This is a genomic window from Ruegeria sp. K3 (assembly GCF_056531845.1).
This window is the reverse complement of record NZ_JBQFMM010000002.1, coordinates 60,760-86,925: the sequence shown is the minus strand read 5'-3', so window position 1 is coordinate 86,925 and position 26,166 is coordinate 60,760. Positions and strand designations below refer to the sequence as shown.

At 58.4% G+C, this 26,166-nt stretch carries 25 protein-coding genes; 11 read left to right on the top strand and 14 right to left on the bottom strand.

Annotated elements, in window-relative coordinates; translation table 11 throughout:
* Positions 1–28 precede the first annotated feature (28 nt).
* The 5 genes from ACR0MP_RS04190 to ACR0MP_RS04170 form a co-directional block, all read right to left on the bottom strand.
* Entirely contained in the window at positions 29–1,114 is a 1,086-nt protein-coding gene (locus ACR0MP_RS04190) for an ABC transporter ATP-binding protein (RefSeq protein WP_170396795.1), read from the bottom strand.
* An 80-nt stretch (positions 1,115–1,194) separates the two neighbouring features.
* A complete protein-coding gene (locus ACR0MP_RS04185) occupies positions 1,195–2,241 on the bottom strand; it encodes a methyltransferase domain-containing protein (protein ID WP_170406181.1) in 1,047 nt (348 codons plus the stop codon).
* A gap of 96 nt (positions 2,242–2,337) precedes the next feature.
* The gene (locus ACR0MP_RS04180; RefSeq protein WP_170406185.1) at positions 2,338–3,450 is read right to left on the bottom strand and encodes a hypothetical protein; all 1,113 of its coding nucleotides are present in this window, start codon (positions 3,448–3,450) and stop codon (positions 2,338–2,340) included.
* A 2-nt stretch (positions 3,451–3,452) separates the two neighbouring features.
* Entirely contained in the window at positions 3,453–4,232 is a 780-nt protein-coding gene (locus tag ACR0MP_RS04175; protein WP_170406190.1) for an SDR family oxidoreductase, read from the bottom strand.
* Positions 4,233–4,304: 72 nt separating this feature from the next.
* Entirely contained in the window at positions 4,305–4,667 is a 363-nt protein-coding gene (locus tag ACR0MP_RS04170; protein WP_170396787.1) for a SnoaL-like domain-containing protein, read from the bottom strand.
* A 109-nt stretch (positions 4,668–4,776) separates the two neighbouring features.
* Between ACR0MP_RS04170 and ACR0MP_RS04165 the strand changes: the two genes are divergently transcribed.
* The 3 genes from ACR0MP_RS04165 to ACR0MP_RS04155 all read left to right on the top strand — a co-directional run bounded on the left by ACR0MP_RS04165 (position 4,777) and on the right by ACR0MP_RS04155 (position 8,864).
* The gene (locus ACR0MP_RS04165; RefSeq protein ID WP_170396785.1) at positions 4,777–6,381 is read left to right on the top strand and encodes a peptide chain release factor 3; all 1,605 of its coding nucleotides are present in this window, start codon (positions 4,777–4,779) and stop codon (positions 6,379–6,381) included.
* A gap of 41 nt (positions 6,382–6,422) precedes the next feature.
* Positions 6,423–7,328 (top strand): glycosyltransferase family 2 protein, encoded by a 906-nt coding sequence (locus ACR0MP_RS04160; protein WP_170406195.1) that lies wholly within the window; start codon positions 6,423–6,425, stop codon positions 7,326–7,328.
* Positions 7,329–7,511: 183 nt separating this feature from the next.
* Entirely contained in the window at positions 7,512–8,864 is a 1,353-nt protein-coding gene (locus ACR0MP_RS04155) for a DEAD/DEAH box helicase (protein WP_480886964.1), read from the top strand.
* On the opposite strand, the gene ACR0MP_RS04150 is transcribed toward ACR0MP_RS04155, so the two are convergent.
* The 3 genes from ACR0MP_RS04150 to ACR0MP_RS04140 are packed head-to-tail and all read right to left on the bottom strand — an operon-like array spanning position 8,861 to position 10,883.
* Positions 8,861–9,763 (bottom strand): DMT family transporter, encoded by a 903-nt coding sequence (locus ACR0MP_RS04150; protein WP_170406200.1) that lies wholly within the window; start codon positions 9,761–9,763, stop codon positions 8,861–8,863. The two genes, ACR0MP_RS04155 and ACR0MP_RS04150, sit on opposite strands and share 4 nt — an antisense overlap.
* A 21-nt stretch (positions 9,764–9,784) precedes the next feature.
* Entirely contained in the window at positions 9,785–10,687 is a 903-nt protein-coding gene (locus ACR0MP_RS04145; RefSeq protein ID WP_170406205.1) for a fatty acid desaturase, read from the bottom strand.
* Positions 10,680–10,883 (bottom strand): DUF2061 domain-containing protein, encoded by a 204-nt coding sequence (locus ACR0MP_RS04140; protein ID WP_039535902.1) that lies wholly within the window; start codon positions 10,881–10,883, stop codon positions 10,680–10,682. The genes ACR0MP_RS04145 and ACR0MP_RS04140 overlap by 8 nt, the downstream gene beginning before the upstream one ends.
* A gap of 108 nt (positions 10,884–10,991) precedes the next feature.
* Here ACR0MP_RS04140 and ACR0MP_RS04135 point away from each other — a divergent pair, with 108 nt between their 5' ends.
* Together ACR0MP_RS04135 and ACR0MP_RS04130 are read left to right on the top strand one after the other, a co-directional pair.
* Complete coding sequence (locus ACR0MP_RS04135) at positions 10,992–11,858, top strand: helix-turn-helix domain-containing protein (RefSeq protein ID WP_170396773.1); 867 nt, start codon at positions 10,992–10,994, stop codon at positions 11,856–11,858.
* 76 nt (positions 11,859–11,934) lie between these two features.
* Positions 11,935–12,117 carry a hypothetical protein gene (locus ACR0MP_RS04130; protein ID WP_170396771.1) on the top strand — a complete coding sequence of 61 codons (183 nt, stop codon included), beginning with the start codon at positions 11,935–11,937 and terminating at the stop codon, positions 12,115–12,117.
* Position 12,118: 1 nt separating this feature from the next.
* On the opposite strand, the gene ACR0MP_RS04125 is transcribed toward ACR0MP_RS04130, so the two are convergent.
* From ACR0MP_RS04125 to bcoG, 3 genes are all read right to left on the bottom strand, one after another.
* Positions 12,119–12,880, bottom strand: a complete 762-nt coding sequence (locus ACR0MP_RS04125; protein ID WP_170396769.1) for an SDR family oxidoreductase — start codon at positions 12,878–12,880, stop codon at positions 12,119–12,121.
* Positions 12,877–14,358: a carnitine 3-dehydrogenase gene (locus ACR0MP_RS04120; RefSeq protein ID WP_480886961.1), complete on the bottom strand. Its 1,482-nt coding sequence runs from the start codon at positions 14,356–14,358 to the stop codon at positions 12,877–12,879. Before ACR0MP_RS04120 ends, ACR0MP_RS04125 begins: the two co-directional genes overlap by 4 nt.
* Positions 14,359–14,421: 63 nt before the next feature.
* Positions 14,422–15,339: a 3-dehydrocarnitine:acetyl-CoA trimethylamine transferase BcoG gene (gene bcoG, locus ACR0MP_RS04115; protein ID WP_170595417.1), complete on the bottom strand. Its 918-nt coding sequence runs from the start codon at positions 15,337–15,339 to the stop codon at positions 14,422–14,424.
* Positions 15,340–15,471: 132 nt separating this feature from the next.
* Here bcoG and ACR0MP_RS04110 point away from each other — a divergent pair, with 132 nt between their 5' ends.
* Positions 15,472–16,458 carry a GlxA family transcriptional regulator gene (locus ACR0MP_RS04110; protein ID WP_170396763.1) on the top strand — a complete coding sequence of 329 codons (987 nt, stop codon included), beginning with the start codon at positions 15,472–15,474 and terminating at the stop codon, positions 16,456–16,458.
* A 75-nt stretch (positions 16,459–16,533) separates the two neighbouring features.
* Here ACR0MP_RS04110 and ACR0MP_RS04105 read toward each other — a convergent pair whose 3' ends face one another.
* From ACR0MP_RS04105 to ACR0MP_RS04095, 3 genes are read right to left on the bottom strand one after another with little or no spacing between them, the layout of a single operon-like run.
* Positions 16,534–17,580 carry an aldo/keto reductase gene (locus ACR0MP_RS04105; protein WP_480886960.1) on the bottom strand — a complete coding sequence of 349 codons (1,047 nt, stop codon included), beginning with the start codon at positions 17,578–17,580 and terminating at the stop codon, positions 16,534–16,536.
* Between the two features lie 31 nt (positions 17,581–17,611).
* Entirely contained in the window at positions 17,612–18,070 is a 459-nt protein-coding gene (locus ACR0MP_RS04100; protein ID WP_480886958.1) for a DNA polymerase III subunit chi, read from the bottom strand.
* Positions 18,071–18,074: 4 nt separating this feature from the next.
* A complete protein-coding gene (locus ACR0MP_RS04095) occupies positions 18,075–19,541 on the bottom strand; it encodes a leucyl aminopeptidase (protein WP_480886956.1) in 1,467 nt (488 codons plus the stop codon).
* Positions 19,542–19,760: 219 nt separating this feature from the next.
* Here ACR0MP_RS04095 and lptG point away from each other — a divergent pair, with 219 nt between their 5' ends.
* The 5 genes from lptG to rsmA all read left to right on the top strand — a co-directional run bounded on the left by lptG (position 19,761) and on the right by rsmA (position 26,157).
* Entirely contained in the window at positions 19,761–20,861 is a 1,101-nt protein-coding gene (gene lptG / locus ACR0MP_RS04090) for an LPS export ABC transporter permease LptG (RefSeq protein WP_170406461.1), read from the top strand.
* A complete protein-coding gene (locus tag ACR0MP_RS04085; RefSeq protein WP_170406233.1) occupies positions 20,861–23,026 on the top strand; it encodes an LPS assembly protein LptD in 2,166 nt (721 codons plus the stop codon). The genes lptG and ACR0MP_RS04085 overlap by 1 nt, the downstream gene beginning before the upstream one ends.
* The gene (locus tag ACR0MP_RS04080; protein ID WP_170406236.1) at positions 23,017–24,270 is read left to right on the top strand and encodes a peptidylprolyl isomerase; all 1,254 of its coding nucleotides are present in this window, start codon (positions 23,017–23,019) and stop codon (positions 24,268–24,270) included. The genes ACR0MP_RS04085 and ACR0MP_RS04080 overlap by 10 nt, the downstream gene beginning before the upstream one ends.
* Positions 24,267–25,232 carry a 4-hydroxythreonine-4-phosphate dehydrogenase PdxA gene (gene pdxA / locus ACR0MP_RS04075; protein WP_170406239.1) on the top strand — a complete coding sequence of 322 codons (966 nt, stop codon included), beginning with the start codon at positions 24,267–24,269 and terminating at the stop codon, positions 25,230–25,232. The genes ACR0MP_RS04080 and pdxA overlap by 4 nt, the downstream gene beginning before the upstream one ends.
* Before the next feature lie 82 nt (positions 25,233–25,314).
* Positions 25,315–26,157 carry a 16S rRNA (adenine(1518)-N(6)/adenine(1519)-N(6))-dimethyltransferase RsmA gene (gene rsmA, locus ACR0MP_RS04070; protein ID WP_170396749.1) on the top strand — a complete coding sequence of 281 codons (843 nt, stop codon included), beginning with the start codon at positions 25,315–25,317 and terminating at the stop codon, positions 26,155–26,157.
* Positions 26,158–26,166 lie beyond the last annotated feature (9 nt).

Here is a 26,166-nt window from a genome sequence, read left to right as displayed (position 1 = left end):
ACTTGGATGAAAATGCAGGATTTGAGCGTCAGGCCGGGAATACAAAACACCGGTCGCGGCGAATGGTCAGCCACATGACACGGCCCTCTTTGGGCACAAAGACGTTCGGAACCGTCGCCTTCAGGATCGAGCCATCATAGTCCATGCGAAACTCGACAAGGCTTTCATTTCCCAAAAACCGAGCACGCTCAACCACGCCTCGGGCGGCAATGCCGTCTGTCGGCGTCGGCGCAGGCCCTTTGCCATTGCGGTCGAAGTCCAGCTTGACGTGCTGGGGTCGAAACACGATTTCAACATCGGTCGCGTCCGGCACACCGGGCGCAAGAAAACGGCCAAACGGAGTATGCGCCAACGCACCATTAACTTGGGCCTTCAACACATTGATATCACTAAAAAACGAAACTGCTGCCTTGTCTGCAGGCCGGGTATAGACATTGTATGGCGCCCCCTGCTGCACAATCTTGCCGCGCCGCATCAGCGCGATTTCATCAGCCATTCGCATCGCCTCGTCCGGCTCATGCGTGACCAATAGAACAGCAGCGTCCTCTTCTTTGAGGACTGCGAGCGTTTCGTCCCGAATGCCGTCGCGCAGACGGTTATCGAGGCCCGAGAACGGCTCATCCATCAGCATGATCCGCGGACGTGGGGCCAACGCACGCGCCAGAGCAACCCGCTGCTGCTCACCCCCAGATAACTGATGCGGAAATCCATCGATGAACCGCATCAGATCGACCTTGGTCAGCAGTTCCTCGACCCGCGCGCGTTTCTGCTCCTTGCTGCCTTTCAGGCCGAACGCGACGTTATCCGCCACGCTGAGATGCGGAAACAGCGCAAAATCCTGAAACATCAGCCCAATCTCGCGCCGTTCGGGCGGTACTCGGAACACCGTGTCACAGATCAGCTTGCCATCTACATAAATCTCGCCTGAGGTCTGCATTTCGACCCCCGCGATCATCCGCAAGGTGGTCGACTTTCCGCAGCCCGAAGGCCCCAGCAGGCAAGTCACCTGCCCCGCGTGCACGGTCAACGATACATCATCCACGACCGTCCGCCCGCCAAAGCGCGCAATCAGATTGCGGATTTCCAATCGAGGAGGAGTTGTCGTCACTGTCACCGATGGACCCCATTGCCTTTCCCGATCAATTCCATCGGGCTTAGGCGGGGATAACAACCCCGCCCATCAGGCGCAAGGGATCAGCAGCACCCGGTCGAGGCAGCTTCGCCCTGTACAACAAACGGGCTATCCCCGCCGCAGCCTTCGAAAATCCCGTAATGGGTCGAGAAATCGCCGATAAACTCGAAATGTCGTGCAAAACGGGTGTCTTGCAGCATCATCCACGTGTTGCCACAGACCGGGAATACTTTGCCGGCCTCGATCGTATGGTGGTCATCCAGCACAAATTCATGCGGCGCATGCGGCACTGTGCCCTTGTAGATCACAGCCTGACCGTAATCCTCGCATGCAGGTTCCAACTCCGGCAGCTTGAACAGACGGTAGGTGGCCGAAATAAAGCTCAGCGGTGCGACCCGTTCTTCCAGAATTGGGTTCTCGATGGTCAAAGGCCGATGCGTCAACCGACGGGGATCGCTGAACCCGACCGCACGCGACATCGACAGAAAATCGTTCCAATAGAGCGCACCCGACAGGCATTCGCCATACAGGATCTCATCCTCGGCCATCGCCTTGGGCACCCGGCGATCGGCGTAGACGTCCGAGAAATACATCTCTCCGCCCTCTTTTAGCAGCCGATGCGTACCACGCAGCACAGCAGCCTTGTCGGTCGCCAGATTGATCACGCAGTTTGAGACGATGATATCGAACGATCCCGGTTCGAGGTCCAGCTCATCCAGCTTTTCGATATAGCCGTGGTGAAACTCGACATTGCTGGCCGAATGTCCGAATGCCTTCGCGTGATGGTCCTGATGCGCGCGCGCCACGTCGAGCTGCTCAGGCGTCATGTCAACGCCGACAACACGGCCCTTTTCACCGACCATCGCGGATAAAGCATACACATCGCGCCCCGCACCACAGCCCAGATCCAGGATACGCATTCCCTCCAGATCCAACGGAGCAATCAGCCCGCATCCATAGTAACGTGTCAGCACATCATCATGAATTTGCGACAGAATTTTCTTGAAGTGATCCGGCATATCATCCGGAGTACAGCAGGCATTTGTTTGCAAATCCGCGCTGCCTTGCAACACCTCACCATAGTAGTTCTGCACAGCCTCGTGCTTCATCGGGGCAATCCTTTTGTCACTGGTCTTTTGCAGCTAGTGCAGCAATCCACACCACGCAATCCACCAGCGCCCGATCTGACGAAACCGTGACAGGGCTCAGGCGAGCAGGTCGAAATCCACGCCTGCGTGCACGCGGCCGTTCACTTGAATCTCTAACCGATGCGGCCCAGGAACCAACTTGAATGTTGTTGCATTGCCCTTCAGCTTGTGCCGCTTTCTAAGTGTCAACTGACCACCTGTAAGCTCGGCCTGTTTCAACTTGTGAACCTTGGGTGAGATCTTTCCGCCAGGTCGTTGGAAATGAACGATATAGTCGACCAAGACTGGCTGATCTTCTGCGCCGCTTAGGCGGATTTCAAACTCCAGCGCTTCACCAATCCGGGCCGGACCGTTTACCTGAATCTCAACCGCAATATCTGCATCGGGATCGTATCCAAGCACCTTCATCGCCTTGGGATGCCCAGATTTCACAAGGCCTCGTAGTGCATGAGATGTCATCCAGTTCAGTTCGTCCTTGTCCTGCCGCCCTGTCTCGCCCCAGCTACGCAGACGTTCCAGCACCAGATCGGGGTCTTTCTTGGTGATATCATTCAGATGATTGGCGACCGAGCGCGTCACATAGCGCGTCCGATCCCCGTGCAACCGGTCCAATAACGGCAATGGGTCTGACATTGCCAAGCCAACGGCCTGCCCCCACGGTAAACGCGGCCGCGTGCCCTCGCTGACCAGACGACGCACGTGATAGCTGGGATGCGTGCACCAAGCCTGCATCCGCGCCATGACCAGTTCGGAGTGGTGATTGAGGAACGGGCGGATCGCCCATTCCATCGAAAATCTCTGGGTCAGCTCTTCGAATACATCCAGCGCCAAAGCGGGATGATCCAGGCCGATCGTACAAACCCAATCACCCAAGGGCGCAAAGATAAAGTCTCCGAAGTCATCATCACTTTTGGCGGGGTCCAGCGGAGGTGGCAGCGCCCGCAGAATGACCGGTGCCACTGCCGGCAAATCGCCGGGCACCGATTCTTGCAGACACTCTGCAATCCACGCCATACGCTCTTTCAATTCAAGCTCGGGCAAACGCGACATCACTTTCGCCGCGAATGCTTCTTCCTTGAAATCGGAATCAACCTTGGCGAACAAGCCCGCAAGAAAGCTTACCTTTTCCGCGTTGAACAACTGATCTTTCAGAGAAAAGTTCTGTGCCATACCTACATCGTCAGATTGGTGCCACCACCGTCCAGCAAAATGTTCTGCCCGACAATGAACCCGGCGTGTTGCGAGCATAGAAACGCGCAGGTCGCCCCAAACTCTTCCCTCGTGCCATAGCGTCTCGCTGGGATGGTTGCAGCGCGTTCAGCCCGTGCCTCGGCCATCGAAATACCTTTCTGCTCTGACACCCCGCCATCCAGCGCGTTCGCGCGGTCTGTGGCGTGGATACCTGGCAGCAGATTATTGATCGTCACGCCATGTGGTGCCACCTGGCGCGATGTGCCCGCAACATAGCCGGTTAATCCAGTTCGCGCCGCATTCGACAGGCCCAGCACCGCAATCGGCGCGCGTACCGACTGCGAGGTGATATTCACCACGCGACCCCAGCCCTTATCCATCATGCCCGGCAGCAGAGCCTTCATGAAAGCAATGGGTGTCAGCATATTGGCATCCAGCGCTTTGATGAAATCATCACGCTCCCAGTCCGACCACATGCCGGGCGGAGGGCCACCCGCGTTTGTGACAAGGATATCAGCACCCTGCGCAGCGCTTATCACCTCGGCCTGACCCTCTGGTGTGGTAACATCACAAGCCACTGTCTGCACGGCAACGCCATATAATGATCGCAAACGCGTGGCTTCGGCCTCCAACGTTTCGGCTCCGCGCGCGTTCATCACAAGATCGACGCCGGCTTCGGCCAACGCCTCAGCACAGCCCAATCCCAAGCCTTTGCTGCTGGCACAAACCAGCGCGCGTTTTCCGCGAATTCCCATGTCCATTCTGGCCCTCCCTATCTTCGGCACACATCTAACATCGGCCCGGCAAAGAAGGCCAGAATGGGATCTTGCGGATTAATAAAAGAACTCTTCACGCACGATCTTGCCATCGGCGACGTGATAAACACCGACCTCACGCATATCAAAGCTCTCACCGGTTTCTTTCACCTTGCCCTGCACTTCAAAGATCACGGCAAAGCGGTCGTCACCATGCGGGTACGGGCCACTGACGGACGCGCCCGATACTTCATGAGCGCCTTCCCACCATTCGTGCTTGCCACGAATGGCTTCCAATCCGTGCGTCTCGCGCCCCATGCCCGCAAAATCCTGTCCCTCAACAGAAACAGCATCCGAGGCATAAAGCTTCTCGAGGTTTTCCTTGGCCCGGTTCTCGCGGCATCCAGCAACCAGTTCGTCTGCGATTTCTTTCAAATTCATTGGTCCACTCCATATTTTGTTCACTATATGTTCTTATTGCCATAGCCACATGATTCGAACCAGCCCCTTTGTCTTGCCTCGGCAGGATTCCCCGCCTATACGCGCGAATATGCTTGATACCTCGAACCAACCCACCCTGCCGCCCGAGATCGCTCGTCGCCGGACCTTCGCTATCATCTCGCACCCGGATGCGGGCAAGACAACGCTGACGGAAAAGTTTCTGCTGTACGGCGGCGCGATCCAGATGGCTGGACAGGTACGGGCCAAGGGTGAGGCACGGCGGACGCGGTCGGACTTTATGCAGATGGAGAAAGATCGCGGTATCTCGGTCTCAGCCTCGGCCATGTCATTCGACTACGGGAACTTCCGGTTCAATCTTGTGGACACACCCGGCCACTCGGATTTCTCCGAAGACACCTATCGCACCCTGACAGCCGTAGACGCCGCCGTCATGGTCATTGACGGTGCGAAAGGTGTGGAAAGCCAGACGCAGAAACTGTTCGAGGTCTGCCGCCTGCGCGATCTGCCGATCCTGACCTTCTGTAACAAGATGGACCGCGAAAGCCGGGATACGTTCGAGATCATCGACGAAATTCAGGAAATGCTGGCGATCGACGTCACGCCAGCCGCGTGGCCTATCGGTGTGGGTCGCGATTTCATCGGCTGCTACGACATGCTGCGCGACCGGCTTGAGCTGATGGACCGCGCCGACCGCAACAAGGTGGCCGAAAGCATCCAAATCAATGGTCTGGATGACCCTAAGCTGGCCGAGCATGTGCCCGCTGAATTGCTCGACAAGCTGCTGGAAGAGGTTGAGATGGCACGCGAATTGCTGCCCAAGCTCGACCCTCAGGCGGTGCTTGAGGGGCACATGACCCCGATCTGGTTTGGTTCGGCCATCAACTCGTTTGGCGTCAAGGAACTGATGGAGGGTATCGGCGCCTATGGTCCGCAGCCGCAGGTTCAGTCGGCTGAGCCCCGTCAGATCGCGCCCGATGAAAAGAAGGTCGCCGGTTTCGTGTTCAAGGTGCAGGCCAATATGGACCCCAAACACCGCGACCGGGTGGCCTTTGTCCGCATGGCCTCGGGCCATTTCAAACGCGGCATGAAGCTAACGCATGTGCGATCGAAGAAACCGATGGCAATATCGAACCCCGTGCTGTTCCTCGCCTCTGATCGTGAACTGGCCGAGGAAGCCTGGGCCGGTGATATCATCGGCATTCCCAACCACGGTCAGTTGCGCATCGGTGACACGCTGACCGAAGGCGAGGCGATCCGGGTGACCGGCATCCCCTCCTTCGCACCGGAATTGCTGCAAACGGTGCGCGCGGGTGACCCATTGAAGGCCAAGCATCTGGAAAAGGCCCTGATGCAGTTTGCCGAGGAAGGTGCCGCGAAGGTTTTCAAACCCTCAATCGGGTCAGGATTCATCGTAGGCGTCGTCGGTGCGCTGCAATTCGAGGTGCTCGCCAGCCGGATTGAGATGGAATACGGCCTGCCTGTGCGGTTTGAGGCGTCTCAGTTCACCTCGGCCCGTTGGGTCAGTGGCAACAAGGTTGAGATCGACAAATTCGTCAACGCCAACAAGCAGCATATTGCCCATGATCACGATGGAGATATCGTCTATCTGACGCGGCTGCAGTGGGACATCGACCGGGTCGTCCGCGATTATCCCGAGCTGAGCCTGACCGCGACGAAGGAAATGATGACCTGACGGACTCTGCGGGCAATCCAGAAGTGACCACATGGGGGATTGTGTCCACGATCCGCGCCCCACGTGAGGATATTCTGCGCTTTGCCGCCCATCACCTCGATATCGGCGCGGACCGGATTCACATCTTTCTGGACGAGCCGGTCCAGGGGGACATCTCAGCCCTGCGCGAGCATCCCCGGATCCGGGTGCGTACCTGCGATGCGGCGTTCTGGAAGCGTCGCAGGCGTGAGAGGCCGGACAAACATCAGGTTCGCCAATCCTCGAATGCGAATTTGATCTACAACAGGACTGATCTGGACTGGGTCGCACATATCGATGTCGATGAGTTTTTATGGCCAATGTCCCCGATCCCCGACCTGCTGCGCGACATTCCCGATGACATCCCCGCCGTCCGCGTCCGCCCGATTGAGGCGCTGGCGGGTGGCCAGGACCTCTACAAAGCGTTCATTCCCGAAGGTCAGAATCGACAAGCGCTGGTCGAAGCGCTCTATCCCAATTTCGGCACTTACGTTCTGGCCGGTTTCATGAGCCACATTCAGGGCAAACTGTTCGTACGCGGCGGTTTGAAAAAACTGAGCGACCGTATCCACAACCTCTATCAGCACGGTGAGTTTCTGCCAGTCAGAACCGAGCTTCCTCAGATCGATCTGTGTCATCGCCACGCCCCGGATTGGGAGCATTGGCTGGCGCATTATCGTTTCCGCCTCGAACGCGGCTCGTACCAGGCCAGCCCGGATCGCCCGCGAAAGATCGGTGCGCTAGACAGGTACGAATTGATCACCCTTCTGGAGACCGAATACGGGCTCGATGGCCTGCGGGAATTTTACGATGAAATCAGCGCTGCTGACCCGGAAGTGCTGGAACGGCTTGAGGATAACGACATGATCCGTCACCGGCCGCTTGATCTGGACCAAAAAGTCGCGAAACACTTTCCCGGAACCATCTGAATTGTTGCGGAAATCCTTGTTACCGGCAGATTTGCCACGGATTAAACCGACTTCATTTGACCCTGCCCCACGTTTTTGTTATGCCCGCGCCACAGCCGAAACGCGCATGGGGCGCATGGCCATCCGGGCCGGGCATTTTCAGACGCGCGGGCCAGGTCTAGTGTCCGCTTGAACCGGACATACATGACAAAGTTTAACGAACTGAACCTGAACCCGAAGGTCCTCAAAGCAATTGAGGAAGCCGGATACGAAACTCCGACCCCGATCCAGGAAGGCGCAATTCCAGCCGCGCTGGAAGGGCGCGATGTTCTGGGGATCGCCCAAACCGGCACCGGCAAAACCGCCAGCTTCACCCTGCCGATGATCACATTGCTGGCCCGTGGGCGCGCCCGTGCACGTATGCCACGCTCGCTGGTCTTGTGCCCGACGCGGGAACTGGCAGCGCAGGTGGCCGAGAATTTCGATACCTACGCCAAGCACCTCAAGCTGACCAAAGCACTGTTAATCGGTGGCGTTTCCTTCAAGGAACAGGATGCTCTGATTGACCGCGGTGTTGACGTGCTGATTGCCACTCCGGGCCGTCTGCTGGATCATTTCGAACGCGGGAAGCTGCTTCTGACAGGCGTTCAGATCATGGTGGTGGACGAAGCTGACCGGATGCTCGACATGGGCTTCATTCCTGACATCGAGCGCATCTTCTCGCTGACGCCATTCACCCGCCAGACGCTGTTCTTCTCGGCCACCATGGCGCCCGAGATCGAACGGATCACCGATACTTTCCTGTCGGCCCCCACCCGGGTCGAAGTTGCGCGTCAGGCCACCGCTTCGGAAACCATCGAACAAGGCGTAGTGATGTTCAAAGGTGGTCGCCGGGATCGTGAGGCCAGCCAGAAACGCAAAACCCTGCGCGCATTGATCGATGCCGAGGGTGACAAATGCACCAACGCCATCATCTTCTGCAATCGCAAGACCGATGTAGATATCTGCGCCAAGTCGCTGAAGAAATACGGCTATAACGCCGCCGCGATCCATGGCGATCTGGATCAGTCGCAGCGGATGAAAACACTGGACGGATTCCGCGATGGATCACTGCGGCTGCTGGTGGCTTCGGACGTTGCTGCGCGGGGTCTGGATATCCCCTCGGTCAGCCACGTGTTCAACTTCGATGTTCCCGGCCATGCCGAAGATTATGTCCACCGCATCGGCCGCACGGGCCGTGCCGGACGCGAAGGCAAGGCAATCACGATCTGCTCGGGCCGCGATGAAAAGGCGCTGGCCGCGATCGAGAGCCTGATCCAGAAGGACATTCCGCGCATCGACAATCCGGTCAAGGCCGATGAGCCCAAGCCCGAGGCGCCAAAGCCAGAGAAGAAGGCCAAAGCGTCGGACAACAAAAAGAGCGAGAGCCGCAAAGAGCGAGAGCCCAAAACCCGTGGTCGTGGGCGTCGCGACGATGGCGGGCCAGCATTTGTAGGCATGGGGGATCACCTCCCCAGCTTTATCGCTCTCAGCTTTGATGAGCGTCGCGCTGGCTAGATTGTCAGCACAAGCGCCAGTATCGACAAGCCAAGCAACGTCATCCCGGCGATCTCGCGCCGGGTGATGGTTTCACGGAAAAACAGCAGCGATGCGAACAGGCTGAGGATCAGTTCGATCTGACCCAAGGCCTTTACATAGGCTGCGTTCTGCAACGTGAAGGCGAAGAACCAGCAAAACGAACCACAGAGGCTGGTCAGGCCGACAAAAACACCGGTCCGGCGAGTCTCCCACACCGCGCGCAGCTCGGCCCTGTCTCGCCAAAGCAGCCACAGCCACATGCTGAGAAACTGAAACGTTACCACGACGGCAAGTGTCACAAGTGCCCGAAACCACGCATCGATGTCGCCCAATTGCAAAGAGGCGCCGCGATAGCTGACCGAGGAGAATGCGAATAACACGCCTGACCCCAGTCCAAGACGCGAGGCTTTGTTTGTCAGATGTTGCCACCAAGCGCCGCTGCCTCCGGGCGTTTTTGACAATAACAGGACGGCCAGCAACCCAAGCAGAATTGCCCCCAGCGCCCCGGTAGAGACCTGATCGCCGAGGACAAGGAACCCCACAATAGCGGTTTGAATCACCTCAGTTTTCTTAAACGTAATCCCTACCGCAAAGTTGCGCTGCTTGAACAATGCCACAACGCAGATCGTGGCCAATATCTGTGTGGTCCCACCGATGACAGCAAATATCCAGAACTTCGCCGTCAGCGCTGGCAGTTCGTACCCTGTCGCGGCCAAAGCAATGAAAAGCCCCAGCAAGGCCAATGGCATGGAATAGGCGAATCGTGCAAATGTCGCCCCGGCAGCCGAAAGCTTCACGCTGCTCAGGGATTTCTGCAGCATGAACCGCACCGTCTGGAACGATGCGGCCGCGATGGTGACGGGAATCCATAAACTCATGGCTTCCCTTCTGTCGTTAAATCAAGGCTTTGGCCAGAGCGGATGCGCCACTGGATCCTTGGCGCGCCAGAAATACTCTCGGAATATCTGCCCGTACGAACGGTAGACATAAGCCTCGTTACAGGCCAAGTATCTTTCCTTGCCCGTGCGGTAGAGTGCAGGCAATCGGTACCAAGGTGCTGATGGGTTCATATGATGAACGACGTGCAAGTTATTGTTCAAAAACAGAAATGCAAGGATGCCACGGTCTTCTACGATCACTGTGCGCGCGCGCGATTTCTCATGCGCGCGGTGTTCCAGGAATGTGCGAATCTTGACCAAACCCAACCCGATATATGCTGAAAGGGCGAAGGCCCAGATCGGCATTTGCGAAAGCGCGACGATCCAAAGAGTCGCGACAACGCCGGGCATGTGCAGCGCCCATGCCAACAAAATCGCCCGATCTCCGCGAAGTGCACCACGCAGTTCATCTCGCGAGAACGCAACCTGCCCAATTGCAGGCCCCAGAACCATCCGCCCCAGCAGAGTGTTGTTCACTTGATACATCCGCCTCTGCCAACCGGACAGAGACGCCCAGACCTGTGGGTCAAGATAGTTGGTCTCAGGGTCATCGTAGGGATCGGTTAGGTTCGCGTCACAGTGATGCGCCAGATGCAGGTCCCGAAACCGATTGTAGGGAATGAACAAAGTCAGCGGCATCGCCATCAGCGCCTCATTCAGCCACTTCTGGCGAAAGGGATGCCCGTGCAAAGCCTCATGGGTCAGCGAGGAATGCAGCGCAGCCACCAGCCCCATGAACGGGATCGCAACCCAAAGCGATATGCCTGCCAACCAGAAAATCGCACCAAGCCAAGCGGAATAACACGCGATAATCAGGGCAAATGTCGCCCATTCGGGAGATTTGGGTGTGACCGGCTCAGCCATTGCGGCCCCACGAAATTCCGGCCCAGATACGCTCGTAAATCACATACATGGTCAAACCAATGGCCGTATTGACCAGTGCAACCATCCCTCCAAGTGCTGCTGAACCCGTGGCGATCAAACCAACCAGCGTCATCATCGCCAGCCCCATCGCATTCCACACCAGCGCCTTCACGACCGACCTGCGTCGCGTTTCCATTCCAGACCCCATTCTTATTTTTGTAACACCAGCGTTACAGACAGACCCAAGGGTCGTGAATTCTGAATATGATTAACAATTCTCACCAAAGGTGATATTAATCACCACATGATTGATAAAATCGACAAACGGGATCGCGCCCTGCATTTTCGCCAGCGCCTGGCCCGAGCGATGCAAGAGCGCAACGTCAGCCAAAGCGCCCTGGCACGCAGCATCGGGGTTGACCGATCTACCGTTTCGCAATTGCTGACCGGGGCGGGGGCACGCCTTCCGAATGCTCATGTCGTCGGCAGCTGCGCCTCGGCGCTTGGGGTTTCCGCCGATTGGCTTCTTGGGCTTTCCAACCGACCCGAAAGCGCGGCAGAACTATTGGCCAGTTCCCTCACCCTAACCGAGGCCGCCCGGGCATTGGTTGATGAGCGCATTTTTGAATGGCATCAAGAGGCCGCCGGCTACAAGATACGCTACGTTCCGGCTACCCTGCCCGACATGCTCAAGACCCGCGCCGTGCTTGAATGGGAATACGCTCCGCATCTGGGCCGTACTGCAGATCAAGCCATTGGCGCCTCGGCAGACCGGCTGGCATGGATGCGCAGCGCCCAGTCCGACTATGAGATTGCCATGCCGTTGTACGAGCTTCACAGCTTTGCCTATGCCACCGGTTACTACGAGGGACTACCGCTTCAGGTCCGGTTGGATCAGATCGATCACCTGCTGTCGGTGTGCGAGCAGCTTTATCCACGTCTGCGCATCTATCTATTTGATGCAAAACGTCTTTACTCTGCCCCCGTCACGATATTCGGCCCACTTCTTTGCGTGTTCTATGCCGGAAGCCACTACATGGCTTTCCGAGACCGCGACCGGATTGAGGTCTTTACGCTCCATTTCGACCGGCTGGTTCGAGAGGCGGATATGACCGCGCGTGATTTTCCGGACCATCTGCAGCAATTGCGCTCAGAAATCTCTCAGACATGACCTGGGCTGAAAGCTGTAGTATAGTCACTTGGCGCGAAACTACAGACATTCCGATCTGAGATGGAGGATGACGGGAATGGACGCACTCAAAACCGCTGAATACGCACGTGCCCTTTATACGGCCCATGGCGATCGGGCCGAAGCCGAAGCTGCGCAGAAAATGCGCGAATGCGAAGCCGCCGGAAATCAGCAGGAGGCGCAGGACTGGCAAGCCGTCCGCAGCGCCATCCGCCAGATTCGGGGGCCAAATCAGGGCTGATTCACAGTTTCGGGTCAGGATTGACCGTATGGCCATCCACCGCGATTACCTGACCCGACACCAGCCTCGCTGCATCTGAAGCCAGGAATACAGCCATGTTCGCAATGTCCTGCGCCTCTACAAAGCGGCCCATGGACGTGCCCGAGGCATAGCCGTCGTAAACCTGATCCCGGGTCATGCCCTTGGCATCGGCCTCGCGCTGCAGCACGCCCTCCATTCGTGGACCTTCGACCGAACCCGGGCAGATCACATTGCAGCGGATACCGTGCGGCCCAAGCTCCATCGCCAGCGTTTTGCCTAATCCCACCATGCCCCACTTGGCCGCCGCATACGGCGCGCGGTTGGGGTATCCGTACTGGCCTGCAGTCGATGAAGTGATCAAGATCGCGCCGCTGCGTTGCTGTTTCATCAGAGGTGCGGCGTATTTAGAGCACAAAAATGACCCCTCTAGATTGATGGAAAGGCATGACCTCCAATCCGTCAAGGAAACGTCCTCAACTGCTGCGGTGGGACCCGCTATCCCCGCATTCGCACAGAGCACATCAAGCCCGTCCCATTCGGTCTCAAGGTCGGTAAACGCAGCCGCGACAGCATCCTCATCCGACACATCAAGCTGGCTTTGCTTCCAATGCGCCGGGCAATCCGCCAACGCATCCGCATCAACATCCGCAACCCAGACCTGAGCCCCGGCAGCATCAAACGCTTCAGCCATGGCCCTGCCGACGCCAGAGGCGCCTGCGGTAATCAAGACCCGGCTGCTCATGCGGGCTTGCGGATCGCCGCGCCCGCGCCTTCGGGATAAGGCAACCCGGCCTGCGCCTCGGCAACCCGTGCCATCGCGGCCTCGATCTCGGGTGAAGGTGGGCTGGGGCGTCGGGTCTCAAGGCTGACATGCAGAAGAAAGCTTTCGCCTGTGGCCAACAGCGTTTCACCCTCGTACATGCTGTGGAAGACATGCAGCTTCTTGCCCTGCCCTAACAGCATCTGCGTACGGCATTCGATCCGCGACCCCGCATGGGTCTCCTGCATGTAACGGATGTGATTTTCGGCAGTGAAATAGCTGCCGCCTGTCGCGATATACTCCATATCGCAGCCAATGATTTCCATGAAACGATCCGTGGCCGCTGCAAAGGCCTCCAGATATTTAGCTTCATTCATGTGGCCATTGTAGTCGGTCCAATCCAGCGGAACGGCGCGCGACAGCGTGAGGATCGGCTGGCTCAGATCCGCCTCGTCCAGCGTCGGCAGCGCTCCGGGCTTCAAGGCCGCATCATGCTGGTTCAATACCGCCCCTGCACCATAGTTCTGGGCCTTCAGCGCCCGCATCATACCAACGAGGTTATTGTCCCGGATACGCTCCAACTCGCGGATCGAGTACTTGCCAGACTGCGCATCCGACTGATCCGCAATCATGTCGACCAACTCATCGGTGAACTCAGGCACATCCATCAGTTTGGTCCAGGGCCATTTCAGCGCTGGGCCGAACTGAGCCATGAAATGCCGCATCCCGGCCTCTCCACCGGCCACGCGATAGGTTTCGAACAGTCCCATCTGGGCCCAACGGATACCAAAACCCATGCGGATGGATTCATCGATCTCTTCGGTCGTTGCGATGCCGTCTTTCACCAGCCAAAGCGCCTCGCGCCACACCGCCTCGAGGAACCGGTCAGCAATATGCGCGTCGATTTCCTTCCTGATGTGCAGCGGGAAGAACCCCACTGAGGTCAAAAGATCTTTGGCCCGCGCGATCAAGTCAGGTGAATTCTTGTCGGTCGGAACCAGTTCGATCAGTGGTAACAGGTAGACCGGGTTGAACGGGTGGGTCACCACGATCTGCTCGGGTCGCATCGCGCCTTCTTGTAACTCCGAGGGCTTGAACCCGCTGGTCGAGGACCCGATGATTGCATCTGGATCACAAGCCCCCTGCAAGCTCTTGTAAACCTTCAGCTTCAGATCGAGCCTTTCCGGTACGCTCTCCTGAATCCAGATCGCACCCTGAACTGCCTCACCGAGATCGTCATGAAAGCTCAGCGTCCCTTCAGGCGGCAGAGGTACATCGCTCAACCCCGGCAAAGAACGGCGCGCGTTATCTAACACCTCACCGATCTTCCTCTCGGCTTCAGGGTCGGGATCGTATACCCGAACATCCCATCCGTTCAGCAGGAACCGGGCAGCCCACCCGCCACCAATCACACCGCCTCCGATGATTGCTGCTGTTTTTGCTTGCTGTTCTTTGCCCACGATCCGCCTCTTCATCTGGCCAAAAATATCTCGGGGGTTTGGGGGCTGGCCCCCAATCCGCGACTACTTCGCAACCGGAGCCCGCTTAGTAAGCCCCAACTTTTCACGTACTTCCTGCGGCCCGATCACCCGCGCGCCCATGTTTTCGATGATGCTGCCTGCACGCTCGACCAACTGCCAGTTTTCGGCCAGAACACCCTTTTCCAGCCACAGGTTGTCCTCCAGCCCGACGCGCACATTGCCGCCCGCCAGAACCGAGGCCGCGACATACGCCATCTCATTGCGCCCCAGCGAAAACGCGCTGAACGTCCAGTCATCCGGCACATTGTTCACCATCGCCATAAAGGTGTTGAGATCATCCGGAGCCCCCCACGGCACCCCCATACATAGCTGGACCAGAGCGTTCGGTTCCAGAACACCCTCTTTCACCAGCTGCTTGGCGAACCACAGATGGCCGGTGTCGAAGGCCTCGATCTCGGGCTTCACGCCCAGATCGGTCATCATCTGCCCCATCGCCCGTAAGGCGCCGGGCGTATTGGTCATCACATAATCGGCCTCGGCAAAGTTCATCGTGCCACAATCCAGAGTACAGATTTCAGGCAAGCACTTCGCTACATGCGCAACACGTTCAGTCGCGCCGACCAAATCTGTTCCGGCCTCTGCCAAAGGCAGCGGATTTTCGATCCCGCCGAACACCATGTCTCCGCCCATGCCCGCCGTCAGGTTCAGAACCGCGTCTACTTCGGCATCGCGAATGCGGTCCGTGACTTCACGGTACAGCGCCAGATCGCGTGAAGGCGCACCGGTCTCGGGGTCGCGCACATGGCAGTGCACCACGGCCGCACCGGCTTTCGCTGCAGCAATTGCACTATCGGCAATCTGCTTCGGCGAACGCGGCACATGTGGGCTGCGATCCTGTGTCCCGCCCGAGCCGGTGACGGCACAGGTGATAAAGACTTCGCGGTTCATTTCCAAAGGCATGGCGTTATCCCCAGCTTATACCCGGTTTTACCGTGGGTTTTCCCCAGGCTTCTCCCCGGATTCCGATTTGCGTCAACGCCAACTCTGACGCAGCCTTGAGGGAACCACTTAGCAAAATGCGAATCAGACTTGATGAAATCCGCAAAAAACATACTGCAGCCCGAACATCGCGCCCTGAAAACGGCGGTGCTGGTGCTGGACGAATGCAACACACTCAGCTTCGCGGCCGCCGTCGATCCGATGCGTGCTGCCAACCGACTAGCGGATCGGCCCGCTTTTGATTGGGACTACGTCACGGCAACCGCAGAACCCGCGTTGCTGACCAGCGCTCTGAATGTGCAGGGCATTCCCCTGGCCCGGTTGCAGGGCTGCGATCTGTTGATTGTAGTTGCCGGATTCCAATTGGCCCGTCATGCGACGCCCAGCCTGCTCGCCGGGCTCCGCAGGATCGCGGCCACCGGTGCAACAATCGCCGGGATAGATGGCGGCCCCTGGTTACTGGCTGAGGCTGGATTGCTCGACGGTCACGCGGCGACGACCCATTGGGAGGATTTGGAGAACTTCGCTGCGCGCTTTCCCAATGTCGATGTGCGCCCTGACCGATTTACCGTCTCCGATACACGCCTAACCTCTGGCGGCGCCGTCCCGGCGATCGATATGATGCTCCATATTATTGCTGCACGTCATGGCGCGGGCTTTGCCGCCCGCGTGTCCGGGCTATTCCTCTATGAAGGTGCGTCTCAGCCCTCAAAACCACAAAGCCGCACCGGTGCGCCGCACCGTCACACCGCGCTCACAGCCAAAGCCAACTCATTGATGGAATCCTCACTGGACGACCCGCTGTCCCTTGCGCACATCGCCGATAGACTCGGCACTAGTACACGCACCCTGCAGCAGCAGTTCCGCCTGCGCCTGAATACAACTCCACAGGATCATTACCTGCAACTCAGACTGGCCGAGGCCCGCCGTCTGGTTACCGATACCGACCTGCCGCTGATGGACGTGGCTCTAGCCACCGGCTTCGCCTCGCAATCCAGCTTCGCCCGCGCGTTCCGAACCGCCCACGGCCTCACGGCTCGCGACCTCAGGCAAGACCGTACGCAACCCACCCATCACTGATACGATCCAGCTTCATCTGGCCTAAAATACCTCGGGGGAGTCGCCAAAGGCGACGGGGGCAGAGCCCCCATCCCTTCAATATGGCATCGGAAACGCCCGATGCGCCGCACTGATCTCGGCCATCACTTCGGACGACAGCTTCAAATCCTTACCCGCCAGAATATGTTCTAGCTGCGCCACAGTCGTCGCGCCGAAAATGGTCGATCCCATAAACGGCCGGCTGCAACACCACGCCAAGGACATGTGCACGGGGTCCAACCCGTGTCGCTGCGCGATTTCTAGATAAGCAGCCACGGCATCATACACGCGATCCGTTTTGCGTCCGCCCATATTCGGCACTAGCGCCATGCGCGACCCTTCTGGAATAGCCCCGCCTTGATACTTCCCGGTCAGGAAACCCGCAGCCAAAGGCGAAAAGGACAGCAACCCGACATCTTCCAGAAGACACAATTCAGCCAGGTCGGTATCGAATAACCGGCAGAGCAAAGAATACTCGTTCTGGATCGACGCGACCCGAGGTCCACTAACCTCATCCGACGCCCGCAACCACTGAGCGGTACCCCAAGCGCTTTCATTCGACAGACCAAAGGCACGGATATTGCCCTTGTCCACCTGCGCCTGCAGAGCGATCAGGCTTTCGCGCATCTCGTCCATAATCTCGTCACGGTTGTGACCCAAGGGCGCATAGTCCCAGTTCTGTCGGAACATGTAGCTGCCACGATTTGGCCAGTGGAACTGATAGAGATCTATGCAATCAGTCTGTAGACGACGCAGTGAACCCTCTATCGCCTCAGGTATGGTCTCTTTCGAGATTGGGGCGCCATTGCGCGCATGCACGAACCCTTCACCGGAGTGTTTCGTCGCCAGCACATATTCCCCTCGACGCGAACGATTGGCGGCATTCCAAATGCCAAGTATTTCCTCGGTCCGCCCGACCGTCTCTGCCGAGATCGGGTTCACCGGATACATCTCAGCCGCGTCGACAAAGTTGATCCCACCCGCAAGCGCCATGTCCATCTGGCGGTGCGCCTCCGTTTCCGAGGTCTGAGTACCAAAGGTCATTGTCCCAAGACATAAATCCGACACCATGATCCCGGTGCGGCCCAAAGGCTTCATATCCATTTGAAATCTCCTAAAATATATTTGTGGCTGATCAAGCCTCAGCCTTTTTCTCCCATCGTCCGGATTCCTCGGACCAATACTGTGCCGAACACCCCGCCCCGGTCAGAGCCTTCCACTGCCCGCGCGCATGTTGAACCGCCTCCGGATCATTCCCGTCGAACAGAATGCAGAAACGCTCCATGGTCGAAACTTCCTCCGCCTCAACCGTTGCCCCATCGACAGCCATTACACAGGTCGCGCCATTTGCTGCCCCTTGGCCGGTCGTCAGCAGAACGGGCTGTGCCGCGTCGTGCGGGCCACCTTCGCGGCCATGCGGCAGGAACCCGTCCTCAGGTCCCAGCCACAATTTCTCATCCAGCCAGTCCATCCGCGCAGGGTCGACACCCCGCACGGCAATCCGCCATCCGGCCTGCCGTGCCTTGTCGAGCAGCACAGGCAATGTGTGCTCCAACGGCTGACGGGTCAGGTGGTAGAAATAGACGGCACCCATGCGCTTACTCGAAATTGTCCTGCACGAACCGGCTTAGCGCGCGGACGCCCCAGCCCGTGGCCCCTTTCGGTGCATAAGCGGTCTCGGAAGAGACAGAGGCCACACCTGCGATATCCAAGTGAATCCACGGCGTCTCTTCCTTGACGAAACGCTGCAGGAACTGCGCTGCGGTGATCGAACCTGCGGGCCGCCCGCCTACGTTCTTCATATCCGCAATGCGCGATTTAAGTTGTTTGTCGTAGCCTTCACCCAAGGGCAGCCGCCATGCGCCCTCGTCCTCGGCCTTGGCCGACTTCAGGAAGGCGTTGCAGAAGGTGTCATTGTTTGAAAACACACCGGCATTCTCATGCCCAAGACCAATGATGACCGCGCCCGTCAGAGTGGCCAGATCGATCATGCCCACCGGCTGGAACCGATCCTGCGCGTACCACATGACGTCACACAGAACCAAACGACCCTCGGCATCGGTGTTGATGATCTCGACAGTGTCGCCTTTCATCGAAGTGACCACATCGCCCGGGCGAGAGGCATTGCCCGAGGGCATGTTTTCGACCAACCCGACCAGCCCCACGACATTGGCTTTGGCGTTGCGCTTAGCCAACGCTCGCATGGTTCCGGCAACAACACCCGCGCCGCCCATGTCCATGGTCATGTCTTCCATGCCTCCGGCCGGCTTAAGCGAGATACCGCCGGTATCGAACACGACGCCCTTACCGACCAAGGCCAGTGGCGCGTCATCCTTGTCGCCGCCGTCCCATTGCATCACCACAACTTTCGAGGGGCTGACCGAGCCCTGCCCGACGCTCAGCAGTGTACGCATGCCCAGTTCGGCCAGCTTGTCCTCTTCCAGAACCTCCACCTTCAGGCCCAGCGATTCCATCTCGACCAACCTGTCCGCGAACTCAGTTGTCGTCAGCACATTCGCGGGTTCATTTGTCAGATCTCGTGTCATGCGCACACCGTCTGCGACGGCATAGAGCGGCGCAAAGTCAGCTTCGGCCTCCTCCGGCTTGGAGTGACCGATGGTGATCTCGCCTGCCGGATCGGCCTCCTTGGTCTTGTGGACATCAAAATCATAGGTCCGCAGCACCATGCCCAAGGCCAGTTCTTCGATACGCGCGTGATTGGCGGCCATGACCAGCACGGGTTTGCCCGCTGCAGCTTTCGCCAGATTGGCCCCGGCCTTGCGTGCCTCGTCCGCGTCGGGACGGCGCGGCAACACCAGAATATCCAGCGCCTCGGCCACCATTCCGGCAGGCCAGGCCAGCGAAATAACATTACCCGATTTGACCTTGCTGAACCGCTCGCTTTCGACCAGTCGCGCAACCGCGCCTTTGGTCAGGCGATTGGCTCGACGCGCGGCGGGGCTCATCTTACCATCGGCGGGAATGAGAATGGCCAGGCGCCCTTCGGTTTGCGCTATCGCATCAAGGTCAAAGGGGGTGAATCGGACGGGCACAAGACTGCTCATATCATTCTCCTGAAAAATGCGTTGCCCAAGACCTAGCCCGCGCGGCCACCGTTGACCAGATAGCAGTTTTCCCCGCCGGGCAATTGCATTATGGTCGCGCGAAAATAACGGCAGGCTCGGGGGAGAGAACGTGACACCAATCGGCAGTTACAGGCCGTCGCGCATGATTCCATGCCCGATTGTGATTCTTGGATGCCGGGGTTTGACGGGGATGCCCAAGTGATCCTCGACCGCTATTTTGCCCGCCGCTTTATTCAAAGCTTTCTTGTAATCGGCGGTATTTTTCTGACCTTGATGATCCTGATCGATCTGATTGAACAGGTGCGGCGGTTCGATGGTGTTGACCTATCCTTTGGCCAGTTGCTGCAACTGACGTTGCTGAACACACCAGCCGCGATCAGCGAGATGTTGCCTCTGCTGATGATCCTGGCCACGATCGCGCTGTTTGTCGGCCTCGCCCGCAGCTCCGAACTGGTCGTGACCCGCGCAATCGGGCGATCCGGTATCCGAGCCCTGCTAGCGCCCGTGTTGCTTGCGCTGACCATCGGCGCACTTGCTGTGACTTTGCTGAATCCCATCGCGGCCGCGACATCGGAAGAGTTCCAACGCTTGTCCGATGGCTATCGCAACCAGGGTGGCTCAGCCCTGTCCATCAGCCGCGAGGGGTTGTGGCTGCGCCAGAGCTCAGCCAACGGTCAGTCGGTGATTCACGCAACCGGCACTGTCAACGGCGACCGGTTCGCCCTGCAGAACGTGACCATCACAACGTTCTCATCCGACGGCAAGCCGAACCAGCAAATCTCGGCCCAGCAAGCTGATCTGGAGGATGGTTTCTGGACCTTGCATCAGGCCAAAATCTGGCCCATTCAGGACGATCTCAATCCCGAAGCAAATGCCACCAGCCATGAGATCCTGAACCTACCCACAACGCTGACCAGAGACCGGATTCTGGACACTCTCGGGCAAAAGGATTCAGTTTCGGTCTATGATCTGCCGCAGTTGATTCGTGATCTGGGCGAGGCGGGATTTTCAACCAAGCAATATGAGGTCTGGCTGCAAGTACAACTTGCGCGACCCCTGTTTCTGGTTTCGATGGTTCTGATCGGGGCCGCCTTCACAATGCGCCATGTCCGGTTCGGCGGCACCGGAGTTGCCGTGCTGACCGCTGTATTGCTGGGGTTCGGTATCTACTTCATCCGGAATTTCGCCCAAATTCTTGGCGAAAACGGGCAATTACCTATTCTGGTCTCGGCTTGGGCCCCACCCTTTGCGGGCATTCTACTGTCTCTGGGACTGTTGCTCCATGCGGAGGATGGCTGATGCGCTCCGTCCTGTCTTTGTTGCTGTCGAGCGCACTGATCCTCTCGCTGCCAGCAGCAGTTGCCGCACAGTCCGAACCAGAAGGTGCCGCCAGCGAGGCTGACGCGACTGAACAGAATCAACCCGCGCTACTGGTGGCCGATGAGATATTCATTACCCCGGATCGCAAACTGGTCGCAGAGGGGAATGTCGAGGCCTTCCAAGGCGACGTCAAACTGACAGCGCAAAGCGTCACCTATGATCGCGAAACCGGCGAGCTGACCCTGACCGGCCCAATCCGGATCGATCAAGGCGGGAACAGCACATTGCTGGCCGATTCCGCGCAGTTGGACAGCGGGATACAAAATGGCCTTTTGATGGGCGCGCGCATGGTCTTTGACCAGCAAGTGCAGATCGCCTCAGTCCAGGCCACCCGTGCGGCAGGTCGCTACACGCAATTCAGCAAGGTCGCCGCAACCTCATGTCATGTCTGCGCGAATGGCAGACCCCCGATCTGGCAAATTCGCGCCCGTAAAGTGACCCATGACCAGCTTGAACGGCAGCTCTATTTCGAAGGCGCACAGTTCCGAATACTTGATGTCCCGGTCTTCTACTTTCCCACGCTGCGCCTACCCGACCCGACACTTGAGCGGGCGACCGGCTTTCTCGTGCCGTCGATCCGCACCACTTCGCAACTGGGCACTGGCGTTCAGGTGCCGTATTTCTTCAAGATCGGAGATCACAAGGACCTGACTCTGACGCCGTATCTGTCGTCCAAGACCCGCACACTTGGGTTTCGTTACCGACAGGCATTCAAACGCGGGCGCATTCGGCTGCGGGGCTCTTATACACGCGACGACCTGCAGCCCGGTCAGGATCGGGGGTATTTCTTCGCCGATGGCCGGTTCGGTCTTGGAAATGACTACCGGCTGACATTCGATATCAAAACAACTTCGGATGACTCGTATCTGGCAGATTACGGCTTGCCCGATTTTGACCGCTTGCGTAGCGAAATTGCACTTGAGCGGATCAAGCGTGATACCGCATTCAGAACCAGCTTCATCCACTACAAGTCCCTTCGGGATAGCGAAAATCAGGATGAAATCCCATCGCGTGTCTTCGACATCAACTATCGAAAGCGATTCTTCCCCAGCACCTTAGGGGGTGAAGTTGAACTAAGCCTCGATGGTCACACCCACACGCGAACCAGTGACGAAGATATTATTGGTCGCGACGTCGCCAGGGCAACATTCGATGCGGAATGGTTGCGCAACTGGACCTTTGCGACCGGATTACGTGCAGAAGCATTGGTGGGCGCGTCAGTGGATACCTTCAATATCCGCAATGACAGCGAGTTTCCGAACAATGTAACCCGCTCGACCCCGCGTGCAGCTTTTACCCTGCGCTACCCCATGCTGCGCCGCGAGCAGTCCGGTGCAACACAAATCCTTGAGCCAATCGCGCAAATTGGTTGGACGCATGTTTCGAACAATGACGTTCCCAACGATGAAAGTACCTTTCAGGAACTCGATCAGGGCAATCTTTTGTCCCTTTCGCGCTTTCCGGCCCCCGACCGCCGCGAAGACGGTGCAACAGCCGTTGTGGGCCTGAACTGGTCTCGGTACAACGCTGACGGCTGGCGGGCGCTGGCGACAATCGGACAGGTCTTCCGGTCCGATGCGGATCCGGATTTCACGCTCACATCGGGGCTGCAGGGTACCAAGTCCGACATTCTGCTTGCCGGGCAATTGAATAACGGCAAGGGGCTGACATTGGCCGCGCGTGGGCTTTTAAACAGCGATTTCAGTTTTACCAAAGCTGAAATTCGTGCAGGCTGGTCTAATGGAGATACGGCAATCTCCGGCGGGTACATCTGGCTCGAACCTGATCCTGCTGAAGCAAATAATGATGAAATCTCGGAACTACGGGTCGGTGGCCGCTACCGCGTAGACCAAAATTGGCTAACCCTTGCTAGCGCACGCTATGATTTCAGCGAATCCGAACCACTCCGCCTTGGGTTCGGCGTGACCTACGAAAATGAGTGTGTGCAGGTAAATGTGAACGTCAACAGACGCTTTACCTCCACATCAAGTATTGAGCCTTCGACAGAATTCGGCTTTACCGTTGCCCTGACAGGGTATTCCGTCGAAGGCGATGGACAGAAGTTTAAGAGAAGATGCAGTTGATCTCAGGTTTCACAAAATCTCTCCGCTCTGGCTGCCGTAGATCGGTGCTGCCGGTGCTGGCTGCCGCGCTTGTTGCAATGGCCACACCACAGGTCCAGGCTCAAAGCCTGTTCTCGCCTGCAATCCGGGTCAATCAGGACATTGTCACCTGGTATGAACTTCAACAACGTCAGCAGTTTCTCGAACTGCTCGGTGTTCCGGGCAGTTCCGAGCGCGAAGTCCGCGAAGCCCTGATCGAGGATCGTCTGCGCAAACAGGCGATGCGCGATGCCGGCATCGAAGCCGCACCCGAAGATATCCAGACCGGGATTGATGAATTCGCCTCGCGCGGCAACCTTAGCAGCGAAGAGTTTCTGCAGCTGCTCAACGATGCGGGCGTATCAAAGGAAACCGTCCGGGATTTTGTTGCCGATCAACTGTCCTGGCGCGACTTTGTCAGTACCCGCTTTCTGTCGCAGGCTCGCCCCTCGGAAGATGAGATCAACCGCGCACTGGGTCAGGGTGGCGGCGGCGGCCTGCAGGTTCTGTTGTCCGAAATTATCATTCCGGTAACACCGCAGACCCTGGCGCAGGCTGAAGCCCTGGCCGATGAAATCTCACAACTTCCCGATCAAGACAGCTTTTCTTCGGCTGCTACGCAATACTCTGCCGCTGCCACACGCGAGAATGGCGGGCGACTGGATTGGCTGTCGCTCAACAACCTGCCTCCGGCCCTGCAACCCGTCATTCTGGGCTTGAAAAACGGTGAGATCACCGACCCACTTTCGCTCCCGAACGCCGTGGCTCTGTTCCAGATGCGCGGCATCCGCGAAGTTGCCGCAGGTGCCCCAACCTATTCCGAGATCGACTACGCGATCTACTACCTTCCCGGTGGCCGCAGCGCCGAAACGCTTGCGAAAGCCGAAAAGCTCAAGGAAGAGATCGACACCTGCGATGACCTCTACGGCATCGCCAAAGATCAATCGCCCGACGTGCTGGAACGCCTTACCCAAAGCCCCTCGGCGATTCCACGCGACGTAGCGCTTGAGCTGGCCAAGCTTGATCCAAATGAGGCATCGGCCACGCTGACGCGCAACAACGGGCAGACGCTGATGTTCCTGATGCTGTGCAATCGCACCCGCAACCTGGGCGAAGATACCACCCGTGTGGACGTGGCAAACGCACTGACCCAGCAACGGTTACAGGCCCTTGCAAACAGCCTGCTGGAACAGCTCAGGGCCGACGCTGTCATCATCGAACAATGATCGCCCCAATCGCGCTAAGCTGCGGTGAGCCCGCCGGGATCGGGGCCGAAATCGCAGCCAAAGCTTGGGCAGCCCTGCGCGAAACCTGTCCATTCTTCTATATCGGCGACGCATCGCATCTGCCCGAAGAAACACCCATTGCCCGGATCGCCGACCCGACTGAGGCAATATCGGCCAGCGCCTCGGCCCTCCCGGTTCTGCATTTCGACTTCCCCGCCCCGAACACGCCCGGCTATCCTGATCCGGCAAACGCCCTTTCGGTCATCGACTCGATCGAAAAAGGTGTTGAACTGGTGAAATCCGGCGCGGCGTCTGCACTCTGTACCGCGCCGATCCACAAAAAGGCGCTGATCGACGGTGCGGGCTTTGCCTTCCCCGGCCATACCGAATTTCTTGCTACTTTGGCAGGCCGGTCACGCGTGGTGATGATGCTGGCCAGCGAACAGCTCCGCGTGGTTCCGGCCACCATCCACATCCCGCTCTCCCAGGTCCCAAGCGCACTCACCCCAGAAGTGCTGCAAGAAACCATCGAGATCACCGCCCAAGGCCTGCGCACCCAATTCGGCATCCCCCACCCTCGCATCGCCATCGCGGGGCTGAACCCCCATGCGGGCGAAGGCGGGAAAATGGGTACGGAAGAGCTTGACTGGATCGCGCCACTGATCGCAGACCTCAATCCAGTCGATTGCACCGTGACCGGACCCCACCCGGCAGACACCATGTTCCACGCCGCGGCGCGCACGCGATATGATGCCGCGATTGCGATGTATCACGACCAGGCCCTGATCCCGATCAAGACACTGGATTTCGACCGCGGTGTGAACGTAACCTTGGGCCTGCCCTTCGTCCGGACCTCGCCGGATCACGGCACCGCTCTGGACATCGCGGGCCAAAGCAGCGCGACCCCCAACAGCCTGATCGAGGCCCTGAAGCTCGCCCAGCGAATGGCGCAGTCCCGCTAATGCTTCATCTGGCCCCAAATACCTCCGCCGGAGGCAAAAAAATCTCTGGTGCTCTCCCCGCAACCCGCGCGACGGTAAAGTCATGAGCGCCATCGACTCCCTCCCCCCGCTGCGCGAGGTTATCGCAACTCACCAGCTTTCGGCCCGCAAGTCGCTGGGCCAGAACTTCCTGCTCGACCTCAACTTGACCGCCAAGATCGCGCGGCAGGCGGGTGATCTGACTCAATGCGATGTCCTTGAAATCGGCCCAGGCCCCGGAGGTCTGACTCGCGGGCTTCTGTCCGAAGGCGCGCGCAAGGTCGTGGCCGTGGAAAAGGACACCCGCTGCATCGCCGCCCTGAACGACATCGCCGCCGCCTATCCGGGCCAGCTGGAAGTGATCAACGGCGACGCGCTGGAAATCGAGCCGCTGGCCCATCTGACGCCTCCGATCCGGGTGGCCGCCAACCTGCCCTACAATGTTGGGACCGAGCTTCTGGTCCGCTGGCTCACCCCGCCCGAATGGCCGCCCTTCTGGCAGAGCCTGACCCTTATGTTTCAACGTGAAGTGGCCGAGCGGATCGTGGCCCAACCCGGCAACAAGGCCTATGGCCGCCTCGCCATCCTTGCCCAATGGCGGGCCGAAGCGCGCATTGCGATGTCCCTGCCACCCGGAGCCTTCACTCCACCGCCCAAGGTCTCAAGCGCCGTGGTTCACCTGACTGCCCTGCCCGAACCCCGCTATCCCGCTGACGCCGCAACCCTGTCGCGCGTGGTTGCCACAGCCTTCAATCAGCGCCGCAAAATGCTGCGGGCCTCACTGAAAGGGGCAGCGCCAGATATCGAGGACCGCCTGATCGCAGCCGGAATCAAACCCACCGACCGGGCCGAGCAGATCCCGCTCGAAGCCTTCTGCGCGCTCGCGCGCGAAATTCGCAAACCCTGAACGAAAAAA